This window comes from Sporosarcina ureae (assembly GCF_002101375.1).
In the GTDB taxonomy this organism is placed as follows: domain Bacteria; phylum Bacillota; class Bacilli; order Bacillales_A; family Planococcaceae; genus Sporosarcina; species Sporosarcina ureae_B.
In genome coordinates this window covers 1,621,424-1,636,613 of sequence record NZ_CP015207.1, presented here as the reverse complement: position 1 = coordinate 1,636,613, position 15,190 = coordinate 1,621,424, and the positions used below count along the sequence as shown (strand labels likewise).

General features: G+C 41.7%; 14 protein-coding genes, 1 riboswitch and 1 other annotated feature. All 14 genes read left to right on the top strand.

The genetic code is table 11. The features are described 5' to 3' along the window. Nucleotides 1–6: 6 nt before the first annotated feature. Nucleotides 7–118: riboswitch (SAM riboswitch) on the bottom strand. Nucleotides 119–282: 164 nt separating this feature from the next. The 14 genes from SporoP8_RS08190 to cysS all read left to right on the top strand — a co-directional run bounded on the left by SporoP8_RS08190 (nucleotide 283) and on the right by cysS (nucleotide 15,190). Next, on the top strand, nucleotides 283–480 hold the full coding sequence (locus SporoP8_RS08190) for a hypothetical protein (RefSeq protein WP_085132042.1): 198 nt from the start codon (nucleotides 283–285) through the stop codon (nucleotides 478–480). A gap of 129 nt (nucleotides 481–609) precedes the next feature. Next, nucleotides 610–1,209, top strand: a complete 600-nt coding sequence (locus tag SporoP8_RS08185) for a biotin transporter BioY (protein ID WP_085132041.1) — start codon at nucleotides 610–612, stop codon at nucleotides 1,207–1,209. Next, nucleotides 1,209–2,210 carry a biotin synthase BioB gene (bioB, locus tag SporoP8_RS08180; RefSeq protein ID WP_143560927.1) on the top strand — a complete coding sequence of 334 codons (1,002 nt, stop codon included), beginning with the start codon at nucleotides 1,209–1,211 and terminating at the stop codon, nucleotides 2,208–2,210. The genes SporoP8_RS08185 and bioB overlap by 1 nt, the downstream gene beginning before the upstream one ends. Before the next feature lie 360 nt (nucleotides 2,211–2,570). Next, nucleotides 2,571–3,041 carry a CtsR family transcriptional regulator gene (locus tag SporoP8_RS08175; protein ID WP_029053306.1) on the top strand — a complete coding sequence of 157 codons (471 nt, stop codon included), beginning with the start codon at nucleotides 2,571–2,573 and terminating at the stop codon, nucleotides 3,039–3,041. An 11-nt stretch (nucleotides 3,042–3,052) separates the two neighbouring features. Next, the gene (locus tag SporoP8_RS08170) at nucleotides 3,053–3,604 is read left to right on the top strand and encodes a UvrB/UvrC motif-containing protein (protein WP_085132039.1); all 552 of its coding nucleotides are present in this window, start codon (nucleotides 3,053–3,055) and stop codon (nucleotides 3,602–3,604) included. Further along, nucleotides 3,594–4,682, top strand: coding sequence for a protein-arginine kinase McsB (locus SporoP8_RS08165; RefSeq protein WP_085132038.1), 1,089 nt, complete (start codon nucleotides 3,594–3,596; stop codon nucleotides 4,680–4,682). The genes SporoP8_RS08170 and SporoP8_RS08165 overlap by 11 nt, the downstream gene beginning before the upstream one ends. Before the next feature lie 185 nt (nucleotides 4,683–4,867). After that, nucleotides 4,868–7,315, top strand: coding sequence for an ATP-dependent Clp protease ATP-binding subunit (locus tag SporoP8_RS08160; protein WP_085132037.1), 2,448 nt, complete (start codon nucleotides 4,868–4,870; stop codon nucleotides 7,313–7,315). Nucleotides 7,316–7,404: 89 nt separating this feature from the next. Further along, nucleotides 7,405–8,775, top strand: coding sequence for a DNA repair protein RadA (gene radA, locus SporoP8_RS08155; protein ID WP_085132036.1), 1,371 nt, complete (start codon nucleotides 7,405–7,407; stop codon nucleotides 8,773–8,775). A 162-nt stretch (nucleotides 8,776–8,937) separates the two neighbouring features. Next, nucleotides 8,938–10,026 carry a PIN/TRAM domain-containing protein gene (locus SporoP8_RS08150; RefSeq protein WP_085132035.1) on the top strand — a complete coding sequence of 363 codons (1,089 nt, stop codon included), beginning with the start codon at nucleotides 8,938–8,940 and terminating at the stop codon, nucleotides 10,024–10,026. 26 nt (nucleotides 10,027–10,052) lie between these two features. Continuing rightward, the gene (ispD, locus tag SporoP8_RS08145; protein WP_085132034.1) at nucleotides 10,053–10,733 is read left to right on the top strand and encodes a 2-C-methyl-D-erythritol 4-phosphate cytidylyltransferase; all 681 of its coding nucleotides are present in this window, start codon (nucleotides 10,053–10,055) and stop codon (nucleotides 10,731–10,733) included. Nucleotides 10,734–10,746: 13 nt separating this feature from the next. Beyond that, complete coding sequence (ispF, locus tag SporoP8_RS08140; RefSeq protein ID WP_085132033.1) at nucleotides 10,747–11,226, top strand: 2-C-methyl-D-erythritol 2,4-cyclodiphosphate synthase; 480 nt, start codon at nucleotides 10,747–10,749, stop codon at nucleotides 11,224–11,226. A gap of 83 nt (nucleotides 11,227–11,309) precedes the next feature. Then, a complete protein-coding gene (gene gltX, locus SporoP8_RS08135) occupies nucleotides 11,310–12,770 on the top strand; it encodes a glutamate--tRNA ligase (protein WP_085132032.1) in 1,461 nt (486 codons plus the stop codon). Nucleotides 12,771–12,827: 57 nt separating this feature from the next. Then, nucleotides 12,828–13,042: a binding site (T-box leader), on the top strand. 92 nt (nucleotides 13,043–13,134) lie between these two features. Continuing rightward, nucleotides 13,135–13,809, top strand: coding sequence for a serine O-acetyltransferase (gene cysE / locus SporoP8_RS08130; protein ID WP_085132031.1), 675 nt, complete (start codon nucleotides 13,135–13,137; stop codon nucleotides 13,807–13,809). Then, complete coding sequence (cysS, locus tag SporoP8_RS08125) at nucleotides 13,790–15,190, top strand: cysteine--tRNA ligase (RefSeq protein ID WP_085132030.1); 1,401 nt, start codon at nucleotides 13,790–13,792, stop codon at nucleotides 15,188–15,190. The genes cysE and cysS overlap by 20 nt, the downstream gene beginning before the upstream one ends.

Sequence of the window (15,190 nt, the reverse complement as noted above, 5' to 3'; positions counted from 1 at the left end):
AGTTCCCTCTCATCTTTTCAGTGTGTCGATTTGACAGACTGCTGGAAGTAGCACCTTGCCAAAATGGCTGGTTGCTGAAGCGTCGACGGGCCAGTCCCTCGGCTTCTCTTGATAAGATATGTTTCTTATTCAATTATTTCGATTATTCTAACCATATCATAGCGGCTTTGTTGGATACCGTCAAGTGAACGTTTGGTGAAGTTCAAAGTGCGGAGTTAGAGCATAGAGAAATTGTGGCATATATGATAAAATACAAGAATCAACTCAAAAAGGTGAGGAATTATGCGATTCTTTAAATACTCATTTCCAATCGCTGTTCTTGTAGGTACACTTGCTTGGATTATGATAGGCAACAGTTACGAGGAAGTTGCTTATGATATGCGTGTGTACATTACGATAGCGGCTGCTATATTTAGTGGATTAATCTCAAGTGTTTTGTTTCGAAAAGAAAAAGAAGAACAGATTGATGAGAAGAAGTAGACTGTCAGCGTGATGCTGCAGTCTTTTTTTGTCTACTTTTATTGGTTAACTAAATAATAAATTATGTTGACAATAAATGAGTTAACCGATATTATTTGTGAGGTAACTAATATAAAAAGAGGTGTCGTAATGACAATAGCAACAGAGAGACGACCGGTAAGTAGATTTAGCGCATTAACTATTGTCTACAGTGGGATGTTCGCAGCGTTAATGATGATTGGAGCGAATATTACATCCTTCGTGCCGTTTTTAGTAGTTGGTGGAGTACCCATCACATTGCAAACATTTTTCGCAATCTTATCAGGACTATTACTTGGCAGTCGTCTAGGTGCGTTATCGATGACGGTTTATATGTTAATAGGGCTAGCGGGCGCGCCGGTTTTTGCTAAATTTTCTGGAGGCTTCGGTCAGATCTTGAGTCCGACGTTTGGCTTTATTCTCACATTTATTCTGATCGCTTATGTAGCGGGAAAGATTGTAGAGCGAAAACACACCATGTCTGCTTTTATTACCGCAGCATTGGTCGCTACAGCAATCAACTATATACTAGGCACAAGTTGGATGTATTTTGCGTACAAGATGTGGGCTGCTGCACCCGACGTGTTTACCTATAAGATTGCTTGGCTATGGATGATGCCTCCACTGCCGAAAGATTTAACTCTTGCTGTATTGTCAGGCGTATTCGCGTTTAGAATGTCAAAACACTTGAAAGTGAGGCGTACGTTATAATGAACTACCAAAGATTGGCTACACAAGTACTTGAAGGTTATGTATTAACTGATGAGGAATCACTCGCAATATTAAATAGCCCAGATGAAGATTTACTATTATTACTGCACGCAACGTATTCAATTCGATCGCATTATTTTGGAAATAAAGTAAAGTTAAATATGATCATCAATACGAAATCAGGATTATGTCCAGAAAACTGTGGGTATTGCGCACAATCCATCATTTCAAAAGCACCTGTCGAAAAGTATGCGATGATGAAATCGGAAGAAATACTAGAAGGTGCAGAACGTGCTGCTGCTAATAAAGCGGGCACCTATTGCATTGTAGCAAGTGGACGGGGACCGCGTGACAGTGAACTGGACATTGTCATTGATTCTGTTAAACAGATTAAAGAGAAACACAAAGGCATGACGGTATGTGCTTGTCTAGGTATTTTGAAACCAGGACAAGCGACTCGTTTGAAAGAGGCGGGAGTCGACCGCTACAACCACAACTTGAACACTTCTGCAGAGCATCACGAAAGTATTACTACATCGCATACATACGATGATCGGGTAAATACTGTAGGACTTGCCAAAGAAGCAGGCATATCTCCATGTTCAGGTGTCATCGTCGGCATGCGTGAAACAAAGCAAGATATCATCTCTATGGCGCGCAGCCTAAACGAACTGGATGCAGACTCAATACCTGTAAACTTCCTGCATGCAGTGGATGGAACTCCATTAGAAGGGACATCAGAACTGGAGCCACGTTACTGCTTAAAAGTCCTGTGTCTGTTCCGCTACATTAATCCTAGCAAAGAAATCCGCATCTCAGGTGGACGTGAAGTTAATCTAAGAAGCCTACAACCACTAGGCCTATACGCTGCAAACTCTATCTTTATCGGCGATTACCTCACAACAGCCGGCCAAGAAAACGATCAAGATCAAAAAATGCTTGAAGATATGGGCTTCGAAGTTGACTTGGAACCTTTGAACAAAGAACCCATCACTATTTAAATAAAATGAATAAAATTATTTGTATACTTTGTGACTGAAGACAATCCACTATAAGGATCTGTTCTTCAGTCTTTTACTATTCGTTTAGAATACACTATAGAAAGATTACAGTAGTTCACCATAAGTAGAAAGTACCCGTCTGGAACGTTGGACAACGGTGCTAACCTCTCCGCCATGTTTTTGTCTCAAGACTAATTGAATAATCATTAGCTAACTGTGGCAACCTAGCAATAGGTTTTCTTTCGACGTAATAAGGTATACATATAAACAAATGAATTGCATCCCACCTAATTTCTGCGATACAATCAAGTCAAAGATAGTCAAAGTCAACTAGAAGATCGAGCGAAATGAGGTGACGAGATGCGTAATATTTCTGACATTATAGAAGGATATTTGAAGTCGATTATAGAAGAGGAAGATAGCGCTTCTATTGAAATCAAAAGAAATGAGATTGCCGAGAAATTCCAATGCGTACCATCACAAATCAATTACGTAATCAAAACCCGGTTTACAGTCGAAAGAGGCTACGCCGTAGAGTCTAAGCGAGGGGGCGGGGGCTATATCCGGATTTACAGGGTACGTACCAACTCCCGAAAGGATTTACTTGAACAAGCGTTGGAGATTTTAGAGAGTGAAGCGTCTTCTACTATGGCGGAAGATGTCATCATCCGTTTAATTGAAGAAGAAGTCATTACAGAACGTGAAGCTAAGCTGATGCTTGCTGCGGTGGGCCGTGCTACTTTGCGTTATATGTTACCTGAGCGGGATGCGTTACGTTCGCGTATTCTTCGCGCCATGTTAGTTACATTAATTTATGAAGAGATAGAATGAGGTGAATCTCAATGCTTTGTGAAAACTGTAAAGAACGACCAGCTACTGTAGTGTTTAAACAAGAAACCTTAAATGATAAAACTGAGCGCCATTTATGTGATAAATGTGCATTTTACTCGCAAACATTTTCATTCAGTCCGGATCAGGAACCGTTATCAATTCAACAATTTTTAGCACACTGGTTGGGCGGATCAGAATTATTCTCAGAACAAAAAGCCGATGAGAGATTACCGGATGGTCCGAAATGTCCGAATTGTGATTTGACCTTCCATCGTTTCCTTGACATCGGAAAGTTTGGTTGTGCTACATGTTACGTGGCATTCAGCGGACAGCTACCAAGGTTGTTTGCTAAATTGCATAATGGGCATACCCAACACCGCGGAAAAATTCCGGTTTCCCTTAATGAGCGTTTTGCTTTAAAGAAAAAACTAGAAGATATCCGTACGAAAATGCAGCAAGCTGTAGAAAATGAACGATTTGAAGAAGCGGCAACTTTGCGGGATGAGGCGAACCAGTTGAAACAGCAACTGTCCGACGGGGGTGATGATCAACATGTCATTTGAAAAATTCTTCAAACAAGAACTGACAGGTTGGATGGTGGCGGAAGGTGAGCATGCTGACATTGTCTTATCCACAAGAATCCGGCTAGCTCGTAATTTACAAGATCATCTATTTCCTATAAATGCTTCACAAGAAGATGCAAACCGTGTAAGCCAAGCGTTGAATCAAGCAGTCGAGACGATGCAGGATCACCACTTCACAGGCACCACGATGAAAGATTTGTCACCACTTGAAAGACAAATTTTAGTCGAGAAACACTTGGTCAGTCCGCAATTGATCAATCCTAAAAAACATGGATCGGTTTTGCTGTCGGAAGATGAAACGATCAGTATTATGGTGAATGAAGAAGATCATATTCGCATTCAATGTATTTATCCAGGCTTTCAAATAGATCAGGCATATGAGCATGCTGATCAAGTGGATAGCGAACTGGAAGTGAATTTGAACTATGCCTTCGATGAAACATTCGGCTATTTGACAAGTTGTCCATCTAACACAGGTACAGGAATGCGCGCTTCTGTCATGATGCATTTACCTGCATTAACTATCACTAAGCAAATCGAGCGAATTATTCCTGCGATATCAAGGCTTGGAATGGTCGTACGTGGAAGTTACGGAGAGGGCAGTGAAGCGCTAGGCAATATTTATCAAGTTTCCAATCAAATTACACTTGGCAAATCAGAAGAGGAAATACTGAAAGACTTAGGGAGTATTTCAAAGCGTTTGATTGCGCATGAAAAGAAATCTCGTGAATTATTATTGGCTAAGTCAGAAGTTCACTTAGAGAATAGATTATTTAGAGCACTTGGCACACTGACTCATTCGCGGATTTTACCATCAGCGGAAGCGGCAAAATGTTTGTCTGACGTCCGTTTGGGTATTGATTTAGGTATCATTGAAAATATTGATATGAACATTTTGAATGAATTGATGATTTTCATGCAACCAGGTTTTCTCCAACAATACGCGGAGACAGAGTTAACATCTGATGAACGAGATATTCTTCGTGCACAATTATTCCGGGATCGGCTAGGCGTAGTACGATCTGCTACACAAAAAAAAGACAGTGATCCGTTATGAGCAAAGTTTTTGCAAGAAAGACTCATAGCATTTATAATTAATCAAAGATAGTCAAAGTCAATATGCGAATTAGGTTGTATCGCGAACTGACATGAATATATATAGTTATATGAAACAAAGCATGGATGCGTTATTTTGCATAACATAGAATATAGTCCACTGATGAAGGAAAGAGGGGAATGGATATGATGTTTAATCGATTTACACAACGTGCACAAAAAGTTTTACAACTGGCTCAAGAAGAGGCTATTCGTTTAAAGCATGAATCTATTGGTACTGAGCATATTCTACTTGGATTGATTCGAGAAGGCGGCGGCATCGCGGCAAAAGCTCTTGAAGCAATTAGCGTGAGTGCAGATACTATTGAACGAGAAGTAGAGATTTTAGTAGGCGTAGGCTCTAAAGATGTGGGTCCGATCGTTCATTATACTCCGCGCGCAAAACGTGTGATCGAATTATCTGTTGATGAGTCTCGCAAATTAGGACATTCTTATATTGGTACTGAGCATATTTTATTGGCTTTAATTCGAGAAGGAGAAGGTGTGGCGGCACGCGTTCTGAATAATGCAGGTGTTAGCTTGAATAAAGCTCGCCAGCAAGTACTCCAATTGCTTGGTAATGATGAAAGTTCTGTTGGAAACCCAGCGAATTCTGCATCAGCAGCAACACCTACATTAGATGGCTTAGCGCGAGATTTAACTGAAATCGCACGTGAAGGTACATTAGATCCAGTAATTGGGCGAAGCAAAGAAATCACGCGTGTTATTGAAGTATTGGCACGTCGTACGAAAAACAACCCAGTACTGATTGGGGAACCGGGTGTAGGTAAAACAGCGATTGCAGAAGGCTTGGCGCAGCAAGTCGTAAGTAATGAAGTACCGGAAATCTTGCGCGACAAACGCGTTATGACACTGGATATGGGTACAGTTGTCGCAGGTACAAAATACCGTGGTGAGTTCGAAGATAGAATGAAGAAAGTAATGGAAGAAATTCGTCAAGCAGGTAACATCATTTTATTCATTGATGAATTGCACACATTGATTGGTGCGGGTGGAGCAGAGGGTGCTATCGATGCATCCAATATCTTGAAGCCATCACTTGCACGCGGCGAACTACAATGTATCGGTGCTACAACACTTGATGAATATCGTAAATATATTGAAAAAGATGCAGCGCTTGAACGACGTTTTCAACCAATTCAAGTCGATGAGCCATCCGTAGACGAAACGATTCAGATCATTAAAGGCTTGCGTGACCGTTACGAAGCGCACCACCGTGTGAAGATTACGGATGAAGCGGTTGAAGCAGCAGCGAAGATGTCTGATCGTTATATCTCGGACCGTTTCTTACCAGATAAAGCAATTGATTTAATTGACGAAGCGGGTTCGAAAGTCCGCTTGCGTTCGTATACAACTCCTCCTAACCTAAAGGAGCTCGAGGTGAAGCTTGAGGCCATCCGTTCCGAGAAGAATGCAGCCGTACAAAGCCAAGAATTTGAGAAAGCTGCTTCTTACCGTGATAAAGAGCAGAAGATGAAGGAAGAATTGGAAACAACGAAAGCGGCTTGGAAAGAAAAGCAAGGGCAGACTGAATCCGAAGTGACAGTAAATGATATCGCATCTGTTGTGGCGATGTGGACAGGAATTCCTGTTGACAAGATTGCAGAAACAGAGTCCGCTAAATTGCTTAACATGGAAGAAATTCTACATGAACGCGTCATTGGTCAAAATGAATCTGTTGTAGCAATTTCCAAAGCGATCCGCCGTGCACGTGCGGGGTTAAAAGATCCTAAACGTCCAATTGGTTCATTTATTTTCCTTGGCCCTACTGGTGTAGGTAAAACTGAACTAGCCCGCGCGTTAGCAGAAGTAATGTTCGGTGATGAAGATGCGATGATTCGTATCGACATGTCAGAGTATATGGAGAAGCATGCAACATCTCGTTTGGTGGGATCACCTCCCGGCTATGTTGGTTATGAAGAAGGTGGTCAGTTAACGGAGAAAGTTCGCCGTAAGCCTTATTCAGTAGTACTACTCGATGAAATTGAAAAGGCACACCCTGATGTATTCAATATCTTATTGCAAGTATTGGAAGATGGGCGTCTGACAGATTCTAAAGGACGTACAGTTGATTTCCGTAACACGGTAGTCATCATGACTTCTAACGTAGGGGCAACGGAATTGAAGAAAAACCGTTACGTTGGCTTTAATATTCAGGATGGCGAGTCCAATTATGATGATATGAAAGAGAAAATGCTTGCAGAGTTGAAAAAAGCATTTAGACCAGAGTTCTTAAACCGTGTAGATGATATGATTGTCTTCCACTCATTGGAGAAAGAGCACTTACGTGAAATTGTTAGCTTGATGAGTGATGAACTTGCAAAACGTTTGGCTGAACAGGACATCGAATTGGTGTTGACTGAATCTGCTAAAGATAAGATTACGGAAGAGGGATATGATCCTGAATACGGGGCTCGTCCACTACGTCGTGCATTACAGAAACATGTAGAAGATCGATTATCTGAAGAGTTACTTGAAGGTAAAGTTCTGATGGGTGAAAAAGTAATCATTGATGTAGAGGATAATCAGTTTGTCGTACGTACGGAAAAACAAACAGTAGCAGCAGAAAAATAATAATAGGATAAACCGGATAGCTCGCTCGCTTAGTTTTTAAAAAGCGTAGCGGGCTGTCCTTTTCGTATTTTAAGATAAGGAGAGAGTATATGGCTAAGCGTAAATCAAAGTTCATGTGCCGCTCTTGTGGATATGAATCAGCTAAGTGGATGGGGCGCTGCCCTGGTTGTGGAGAATGGAACACAATGGATGAAGAAGTAGAGATTGTGCAAAAAGGACCGCGTGCCGCATTTCAGCACGGGGAAAGAATGAATCAGAAAGCTTTGCCGATCAGTCAGGTAGAAATGGCTGAAGAGCCCCGTGTCAAAACGGAATTAGAGGAATTAAACCGCGTACTTGGAGGGGGGATCGTTCCGGGCTCGCTCATATTAATCGGTGGTGATCCGGGAATCGGGAAATCTACATTATTGCTTCAAGTCTCGTCATTACTTGCGAATCAACAGCAGCGCGTACTATATATATCAGGAGAGGAATCGATTAAGCAAACTAAGTTACGAGCAGAACGTTTAGGTGTGAAGTCAGACGAGTTATATATTTATGCCGAAACCGATCTCGCAATGATCAATGAAACTGTGGACGATGTGAAGCCGAGATTTGTTATTGTGGACTCGATTCAGACTGTTCATCATCCAGAAGTATCATCAGCGCCAGGGAGTGTATCTCAAGTGCGTGAATGTACCGCAGAACTAATGCGTATAGCAAAGACGCAAAACATTGCTATATTCCTCGTAGGTCACGTAACGAAAGAAGGGCAGATTGCAGGACCACGATTGCTTGAGCATATGGTGGATACGGTACTAAATTTTGAAGGAGAACGTCACCATACATACCGTATTTTACGCAGTGTTAAAAATCGCTTTGGTTCCACCAATGAAATCGCCATTTTTGAAATGTTGCAAGCGGGATTAAAGGAAGTCTTAAATCCATCTGAAATGTTTTTGCGTGAGCGGTCACAAGGTGGAGCGGGCTCTACCATTGTCGCTTCTATGGAAGGCACACGACCGATACTCGTTGAAATTCAAGCATTAATGACGGCATCAAGTTTTAATTATCCGAAGCGTATGGCGACTGGACTGGATCAAAACCGTGTGCAATTATTGATGGCGGTATTGGAAAAACGTGCAGGGATGCTATTGCAGACACAAGATGCGTATATTAAGGTTGCGGGCGGTGTTAAATTGGATGAACCAGCCATTGATTTAGCAGTCTTACTAAGTATCGTTTCTAGCTATCGTGACACGGCTGTAGGGGCGCGGGATTGTTTTGTTGGTGAAGTAGGGTTAACAGGAGAGGTTAGAAGGGTATCTAGAATAGAACAACGCGTTACGGAGGCGGCGAAGCTCGGTTTTGATCGCATTATCATTCCGTCGTCCAATCTGGGTGGTTGGGATGTTCCGGAGGGGATTGAAGTTGTAGGAGTTGAAACTATAACGGAGGCGTTGGGAGTGGCATTCAGATAATAAATTTTTATACAACGGGATAAGTAGAAAGATAAGAAACTTTCCTGTAATTTAAATAGTCCTAGTAGGTTAAGTGAGGAATTTTCAGAAATTCCTCACTTAACCTAAGCGGCTAACCATAATTCGTTGTATACTATTAGAAAGAAAAGGAGGTGGAAGAATATGTTGAAAAAGGTAGTCCAAGTTTCGTTCTTATTAATCGGAGGAACTCTCGGTGTATTATTTTTACCGTACTTATTCGCTATGTTTGAGTTTACATCTCGCCCCATTATAGAGAACCCGTATGTGGAGGCAATTATAGGAGCCATCATTCTATTTTTATTAAGCTTATTTTTAACTGAACCGATTGTAAATTTCATTAAATGGATTGAAGAAAGACTTCTGAAGGCACCGATCATGGATTTATTATTCGGTACAATTGGATTAGTCGTAGGATTAATCGTTGCATTTTTATTCAGTTTCGGACTAAGTGCTATCGGTTTTCCGGTAGTGTCTTCTGTTGTGCCTGTATTATTGTCTATTCTTCTCGGTTATTTAGGTTTCCAAGTAGGTTTTAAAAAATGGGAAGAATTCATTAATGCATTTTCTAATTTACGCATGACAACAGCAAAAAGGAAAGAATCGTCAGAACCAGTTGTCACTCCCCCACAAAAAGATGTATATAAATTATTAGATACTAGCGTCATTATCGATGGACGTATTGCGGATATAGTGGCAACAGGATTTTTACAGGGAATTTTAGTTGTACCTCAGTTTGTACTGACGGAACTACAGCATATAGCAGATTCATCTGACACGTTGAAGCGAACAAAAGGTAGACGTGGTCTGGATATTCTAAAACGTTTACAAAATGATGACGGCCCTCAAGTGCTCATTACGGACGAAGATATTCCAAATGTAGCCGAAGTGGATCTAAAGTTAGTTAAACTGGCGAAGAAAATGGATGGCCTAGTTGTAACAAATGATTTCAACTTAAACAAAGTATCGGATTTGCATGGTGTTGCAGTTTTGAACATAAACGATCTCGCTAATGCAGTAAAACCGGTAGTCATTCCGGGTGAAGAAATGCATGTGGTCGTCATCAAGGACGGCAAAGAACATAATCAAGGCGTCGCATACTTGGATGATGGCACAATGATCGTCATTGAAGATGGTCGGTCTCATATCGGGGATGCCATTGATGTTGTAGTGACAAGTGTATTGCAAACATCCGCGGGACGAATGATTTTTGCGAAACCCAAGGGTCGATAACCAGCATAGAAAGCAGAGTGACAAACGTGAAATATACAGTGATGATTCCTGCTGCAGGAAGCGGCAAACGAATGGGTGCTGGACAAAATAAACTCTTCCTGAAAATTGGAGGGCATTCAATCTTGTATCATACAGTAAGTGTGTTTCAAGAAGACCCCAATTGTGAAGAAATCATTATGGCTGTGAAGCCGGAAGAGCAAGCCGTGATTGAAGAGATTCTTGAACTGCATCAACATGCGAAACCTATTACATTTGTAAAGGGTGGTGGTGAGCGTCAAAACAGTGTGGCGGCTTGTATCTCTGCTTATGAAAAGAAAGGTATTGTTCTCGTCCATGACGCGGCTAGACCTTTCTTAAATTCATCAGTCATTACCGAACTGGTGCGTACCGCTAATGAAAAAGGTGCAGCTATAGCGGCAGTTAAGGCGAAAGATACAATTAAGTACGCGGAAGCTGGTGCTGTAAAAGAAACGTTGGATCGTGAAAAGCTGTGGCTTGTACAAACGCCTCAAGCATTTCAATATAAATTGCTTAAAGAAGCCTCTGACTCGGCCATTCAAGACGGTTTCCTGGGCACGGATGAATCCATGCTAGTGGAACGGATTGGTCACGAAGTCCAAGTGGTGGAAAGTTCATATGACAATGTAAAAATGACAACCCAGGAAGATCTGGCTATAGGTGAAATCTTACTGGCCAGAAGAAAGTAGGAGGAATAATCACATGTTTCGAATTGGACAAGGTTTTGATGTACATGCATTTGAAGAAGGTAGACCACTTATTATCGGCGGTATCACCATTCCGCACACAAAAGGATTGATTGGTCACTCCGATGCGGATGTGTTGTTGCATACCGTAACAGACGCTGCACTTGGTGCAATTGGTAAAGTGGATATTGGCACACATTTCCCTGATACGGATGATGCGTTTAAAGACGCCGATTCTGCTGTTTTATTGGAAAAAGTGTGGGCGATGGTAAAAGAAGAAGGTTATCGTCTAGGTAATATTGATTGTACGATTATTGCGCAGCGCCCGAAAATGGCACCATATATTGGGGATATCCGTGAACGCGTGGCGGAATTGCTTGAAGCGGATCTGTCGCAAGTGAACGTGAAAGCTACGACTACGGAACGTCTAGGTTTCCCTGGGCGCGAAGAAGGAATCGCAGCGATGGCAACGATTTTACTAATGAAAAACCAGTAACTTTCAAAACATCCTCTACAGTGCTAAAATAGATAGGAAATTATATAAGAACGTAATCAATTTGAAACGGAGAGGTAAATCATATGACACAAGAAGTACGAGTGCGTTATGCACCAAGTCCAACAGGCCAACTACATATTGGTGGCGCGCGGACCGCGTTATTCAACTATTTGTTCGCTCGCCACTATGACGGGAAATTCATTGTTCGTATTGAAGATACGGATACAGCACGAAATATTGAAAGTGGTGAGCTGTCACAACTTGAAAATTTGACGTGGCTCGGTATCCATCATGACGAATCAATTGATATTGGCGGAGAATATGGGCCGTACCGTCAAATGGATCGTCTGGATTTGTATAAGAAGTATGCAGATGAAATGCTCGAAAAAGGGCATGCTTACAAATGTTTCTGTACACCTGAAGAGTTAGAAGCAAAGCGTGACGCACAGAAAGCAGCGGGAATCGCAGCGCCTATGTATGATGGCACTTGTCGCAATTTGACAGCTGAACAAGTAGCGGAAAATGAAGCCGTTGGGAAACCTTACAATATTCGTATGCGCGTTCCTAAAGACGTTACGTATACAATTGATGACCTTGTGCGCGGTGAGGTAACATTCGAATCAAAAGACATCGGTGACTGGGTTATGGTTAAAACGAACGGTATTCCTACGTATAACTTTGCTGTAGTCGTCGATGATCATTTGATGAAAGTCTCCCATGTTTTCCGCGGAGAAGAGCATTTGACGAATACACCAAAGCAACTAATGGTATTTGATGTATTCGGTTGGGAACATCCGCGATTTGGTCATATGACGCTGATTGTCAATGAAGAACGTAAAAAGCTTTCAAAACGTGATGAATCCATCATTCAATTCATTACACAATACAAAGATTTAGGTTATTTGCCGGAAGCAATGTTTAATTTCTTCTCTTTGCTTGGTTGGTCGCCTGTTGGAGAAGAGGAGATCTTCTCACATGACGAACTTGTGAAACAATTTGATGAGTCTCGCTTATCAAAATCACCTTCTATGTTCGACACGGATAAGCTGACGTGGATGAATAATCAATATATAAAAAAACTGTCTTTGGAAGAAGTAATTGAATTAACATTGCCTCATCTACAAGCGGCGGGATTGGTTTCTGAAAATATGTCTGCTGAAGAACAAGCATGGGTTCACGATTTGATCGCGCTATATCATGGACAATTAAGCTTTGGTGCTGAAATCGTCGAGTTATCTGCCCAGTTCTTCCAGGATACATTGGAATATGATGAAATAGCATCGGAAATTTTAGCTGGTGAACAAGTGCCTGAAGTGATGACTTCGCTTAAGAAGCAACTTGAAGAATTAGAAACTTTCGACGCGCCATCCATTAAAGCGGCTATTAAAGCAGTTCAAAAAGAAACGGGACATAAAGGCAAGAACCTATTCATGCCTATACGTGTTGTGGCGACTGGCCAGACATCAGGTCCTGAACTACCAGATGCAATTGCACTGATCGGTAAAGAAAAAATCATTCAACGCGTTGGAAGATTTGCAAAATAATCAATATTGACAATTCAATGAATTTATGTAAAATGAACCTAATATGAAATTACCATATATAAAGCGTTGAGAAGGAAAGTACGTAGTGGATACTCTGTAGAGAGGGTCATCTAGGCTGGAAATGACCTGAGTCGTTCACTATCGAAATGCACCTTTGAGCGATGAGCCGAAACTGTTAGTAGGCCATACGTATAGTCTGCGTTAAAGACATTAAGCGGGGGACGATTAAGTTCTCAAGCGGAGTGGAACCACGCATTTAATGCGTCTCTGTCATCATAAGTGACGGGGGCGCTTTTTTTATCTCACAAAATTTTTCTATAGTGGAAACCACCGTCATGTGAAAGAGAAAAAAGGGGGAAGTTCATTGTTCAAACGTATGAAAGAAGATATTCGGTGTATTTTCGATCAAGATCCGGCAGCCCGCAGCACGATTGAAGTAATCTTAACGTATTCGGGGTTGCATGCAATTTGGATGCACCGTATTGCACATGTGTTTTATAAGCGTAATCTCCGTTTCTTGGCCCGTGTAGTATCGCAAGTTAGCAGATTCTTTACGGGTATCGAAATTCATCCTGGAGCCGTGATAGGTAGACGTCTTTTCATCGATCATGGGATGGGTGTAGTAATAGGAGAAACATGTGAAATTGGTGATGATGTGACACTGTATCAAGGAGTCACATTGGGCGGGACGGGTAAAGAAGGCGGTAAGCGACATCCGACGCTCTGTGATAATGTATTGGTTGCGTCAGGTGCCAAAGTACTTGGTTCCATCACGATCGGTGAGAATAGTAAGGTAGGAGCGGGTTCGGTCATTTTGAAAGAAGTGCCGCCCAACTCTACAGTGGTTGGGATACCAGGGAAGATCGTTATTTCAAATGGGGTACGTGTGAAAAGTAAACTGGATCATTCTACGCAAGATCCGATTGCGGATGAAATCAAGCGATTAGAAAAGCAAATTCAGGAGTTAAAGCTGCGTACTGAGCAGTTGGAAACTATGAATGAAAAAGAAGGAGATTTACATGAGCATTCAACTTTATAATACATTGACACGTAAGAAAGAAAAGTTTATTCCAATAGAAGAAGGAAAGGTTAAAATGTATGTCTGTGGACCGACCGTTTATAACTATATTCATATCGGAAACGCTCGTCCTGTGATTGCATTTGACACGATTCGCCGCTACTTGGAATACCGGGGGTATGAGGTGAATTACGTCTCGAACTTCACGGACGTAGACGACAAAATTATTAAAGCAGCGAATGAATTAAATGAAGAAGTTGGAGAATTAACCGAGCGTTTCATTGCGGCGTATCACGAAGATGTTAGTGCTCTCGGCTGTGAAGTAGCAACTGCACATCCTCGAGTAACTGAGCATATTCATGACATTGTGGAATTCATCCAAGTTCTTATCGATAAAGGATTTGCCTACGAGTCTTATGGAGATGTCTATTTCCGTACACGTGAATTCGAAGGCTATGGGAAACTTTCACACCAATCTATTGATGAACTAAAAGTAGGTGCGCGGGTGGAAGAAAACGCCATCAAAACAGATCCTCTTGATTTTGCACTTTGGAAATCGGCAAAAAGAGAAGAAATTTCGTGGAATAGTCCGTGGGGCAAGGGACGGCCGGGGTGGCATATCGAATGTTCGGTAATGGCCAAGCAACTTCTCGGGGATACCATTGATATTCATGCAGGTGGGCAAGATTTAACATTCCCGCACCATGAAAATGAAATCGCGCAGTCTGAAGCAGCTACAGGCAAAACTTTCGCCAACTATTGGATGCATAACGGGTATATCAATATTGATAATGAAAAAATGTCAAAGTCTTTAGGTAACTTTATTTTGGTACATGATATTCGTAAGCAAATCGACCCGAAGGTACTGCGTTTCTTCATGCTATCTGTGCACTATCGTCATCCGGTCAACTTTGCACAGGAACTTGTAGAGAGTGCGGCGAATGGATTGGAGCGTATCCGGACTTCGTACAGCAACTTGCAGCATCGTCTGACGATTTCGGCGGATCTGGCGGAAAATTCCGAGTCATGGTTAAATAAGATCAGCGACCAAGTTAACGCATTTGAGAAATCAATGGATGATGACTTCAATACTGCTAATGCAATCGCGTCAATTTTTGAACTGTCCAAACAGGCAAATGTTTACTTGCTTGAGAAAAATACAGACCGTCACGTACTTCAGCAATTCATCGAAGCGTTTGATCTGTTAATGGGTGTACTTGGATTGCCTTTTGATAGCGCGGATGAATTAGTGGATGATGAAGTGGATAAATTGATCCAGGAACGTCTTGATGCTCGGAAAAATCGTGATTTTGCACGGTCGGATGAAATTCGTGATGAACTAAAAGTGCGAGGGATTATTTTAGAAGATACAGCGCAAGGTACTCGCTGGAAAAGAGGATAA